Genomic DNA, 2,589 nt, shown 5'->3' on the forward strand with positions numbered 1-2,589 from the left:
TGATGCCCTTGCACGCCGTTCCGGTATTGTTCGTCCTTAGCGTTGCTTGGCGTACCTCCCACGCTATGCCCTCAATAAGCGGCTGCTCGGTGGCAGCCCAATTCCACGGCATGAGTTCGTCCCAGCGCGAGGCTGGCCAACCGCTGGCGATCTTCTCGATGACGTCAGCGATGTAGGCCTGCGGTTCGATGCCATTGAGCTTTGCCGTTTCGATAACCGAATAGATAGCGGCGGCGCGCTCGCCTCCCGCTTTCGACCCTGCGAAGAGCCAATTCTTCCGACCGATTGCGACGCTGCGCATCGCGCGTTCTGCGATGTTGTTGTCGATCTCGGCCAGGCCGTCATCGAGGAAGCGTGTCAGCGCGATCCAGCGCTTGCGACCATAGGCGAGCGCCTTGGCCATCGCCGACTTCGGCGACAGGCGGCGCAAGGCATCGTCGATGGCCGCGCGCAGTTCATCGACCAGCGGCCTGGTGTTTTCCTGTCGCTTTTGTTGGCGAACATCAGGGGGCTGACCCCGTACCTCGTCCTCGAGCCGGTAGAGCGCCGTGATCCGCTCAAGCAGATCGGTGGTCAACGGTGTTGGGCTGGTCTGGTGGTTCTCGAAGATCTTGCGACGGAAATGCGCCCAGCAGGCGACCTCCTGAATCCGGTTGCCAGCATAGAGCTTCTCGTACCCGGCATAGCCATCGGCCTGAAGGAGGCCGGTGAAGCTCTTCAGCTCGGTTTGCGGATGGATACCGCTGCGGTCTGGCGTGAACCTGTACCACACCAGCGCCGGGGCGGTTGATCCGCTGGCCCGGTCGTCGACGACGTAGGTCCACAACCGGCCCTGTGCGGTCTTGCCCTTGCCGGGTACCAACATCGGCACGGGCGTATCGTCGCTGTGGATCTTGCCGCCCTTCAGGCCTTCCTCGCGGATCCGGGAGACGATCGGGTCGAGAAGATGCGCGGCTTGTCCTGCCCACCCCGCCAGCGTCGAGCGGTCGATGTCGAGGCTCTGCGCCGCCATCATCTCGGCCTGCCGATAGAGCGGGAGATGATGGTCGAACTTGGACACGACCACATGGGCGAGCGTGGCGAAGCTGGCCTTGCCGCGGGCAATCGCCTTCACCGGGGCCGGCGCCTGCACGATCTTCTCGCAGGACCGGCAGCTGTACTTGGGACGGATGGTGCGGATCACGCGCCACTGCACCGGCAGGACGTCGAGCATCTCGTCGCTGTCCTCACCCAGCGGGCGCAGGACGCCGCCACAATCAGGGCAATTGCAATGGCCCGCTTCGGGTTCGATCCGCTGCTCGGCGCGCGGAAGATGGGGCGGAAGGCTGCGGACCGGCGCTGGCCGTTCGGGCTTGGCCGCTGGCGCATCTTTGCGGGCATCGGCGACAGCGGCTTCGCCTTCGAGCTCCTCGAGTGTCAGTTCGAGCTGCTCGATCTGGGCCGACAGCTTCTCCGACGATTGACCGAACGTCATGCGGCGCAGCTGCGCCAGCTGGAAACGCAGCGTGTCGATCAGCGTGTCACGGGCCGCCAAGGCTGCTTCCAGCTCGGCGATCCGGGCATCTTTATCAAGGGTGGAAGTGGCTGCGTCCGACACCGTGACCCACTAGCAAAGTGGGCCATCCCGCACCAGAAAAACCAAGCAAATCCGCGACTTTTTATCCTGCCAGAAGCGGCGCTGCAGTGCGTTCGGGACGGCGCCAGTCGATACCTTCGAGCAGCATGGAAAGCTGGGCCGAGGTGAGGTTGACCTTGCCCGTCTTAGTCACCGGCCAGACAAATTTGCCGCGATCCATGCGCTTGGAAAACAGGCACATCCCCTGGCCGTCGAACCAGAGCAGCTTGATCAGATCGCCGCGCTTGCCGCGGAAGGCAAACAGCGCGCCGGAATGCGGAGACTGCTCCAGCACCTGCTGGACCAGCACCGCCAGCCCGTCAAAACCCTTCCTCATGTCTGTCGCGCCGCAGGCCAGGTAAACCCGCGTCGAGGGTGGCAGCGGGATCATCGGCCGAGCACGGCGATCACCCGGGCAAGGGCGTCGGCATCGACCATCGCATCCACGGTCAGGCGGACACCCGTCGGCAGTTCGATGCCGATGTGCCCGCAACGTGATGGCACCGACGGTGCAACATCGCGGACGACCGGATCTGCGACCTCAACCTCGGAGAATGCCGGCAAGGCCGGTGACCGGACGCCGGTCAGTTCTCCCGACATCGCCTGTCGCCGCCATGTGTAAATCGCCCCGCTGCCAACTTCGTGCCGGTCGCATGCTGCGCGGACCGAACCCTTCGGTCCAAACGCATCCCGCAGGATCGCCAGCTTCTGCTCCACCGTCCAGCGGCGGCGGCCAGACACCCGGCCAGCCACCTCAATCCGAGTAGTCATATGACCACTCATATGACTACTTGCTCGCTCCGCCTCGCTACCGTCCACCCAGACCACCCCATCAAAAGGAGCGGCTATCAGCGCTTCAATCCCGCGCGGTGCAAGGCGGCCTACAGCCCACGGTTACGCTGGAACGCGTTAACCCGCTTCCTCAACGATGGCAGGGTCTGCCTCTCGAACAACGCTGCCGAAAGGTCGCTGCG

Annotated in this window: 4 protein-coding genes; 1 reads left to right on the forward strand and 3 read right to left on the reverse strand. The window is 64.2% G+C overall.

Translation table 11 applies throughout. The features are described 5' to 3' along the window. From K5Q19_RS15425 to K5Q19_RS15435, 3 genes are all read right to left on the reverse strand, one after another. A partial coding sequence (locus K5Q19_RS15425) for an IS66 family transposase (RefSeq protein WP_292946953.1) occupies window positions 1-1,597 on the reverse strand: 1,597 nt, incomplete at its 3' end. Between the two features lie 61 nt (window positions 1,598-1,658). Further along, window positions 1,659-2,006, reverse strand: a complete 348-nt coding sequence (tnpB, locus tag K5Q19_RS15430) for an IS66 family insertion sequence element accessory protein TnpB (protein ID WP_189622627.1) — start codon at window positions 2,004-2,006, stop codon at window positions 1,659-1,661. Then, window positions 2,003-2,386, reverse strand: a complete 384-nt coding sequence (locus K5Q19_RS15435) for a transposase (RefSeq protein WP_292946967.1) — start codon at window positions 2,384-2,386, stop codon at window positions 2,003-2,005. The genes tnpB and K5Q19_RS15435 overlap by 4 nt, the downstream gene beginning before the upstream one ends. Window positions 2,387-2,398: 12 nt before the next feature. On the opposite strand from K5Q19_RS15435, the gene K5Q19_RS21955 reads away from it, so the two are divergent. Continuing rightward, window positions 2,399-2,589: transposase (locus K5Q19_RS21955; RefSeq protein ID WP_365759792.1), on the forward strand; the 191-nt coding region annotated here is incomplete at its 3' end.

Source organism: Novosphingobium sp., from assembly GCF_019748365.1.
Taxonomy (GTDB): domain Bacteria; phylum Pseudomonadota; class Alphaproteobacteria; order Sphingomonadales; family Sphingomonadaceae; genus Novosphingobium.

Excerpts from the sequence above, each read along its gene's own strand:
- K5Q19_RS15435 (WP_292946967.1), bottom strand. The coding sequence starts at position 2,386 with ATGACTACTCGGATTGAGGTGGCTGGCCGGGTGTCTGGCCGCCGCCGC.
- tnpB (WP_189622627.1), bottom strand. The coding sequence starts at position 2,006 with ATGATCCCGCTGCCACCCTCGACGCGGGTTTACCTGGCCTGCGGCGCG.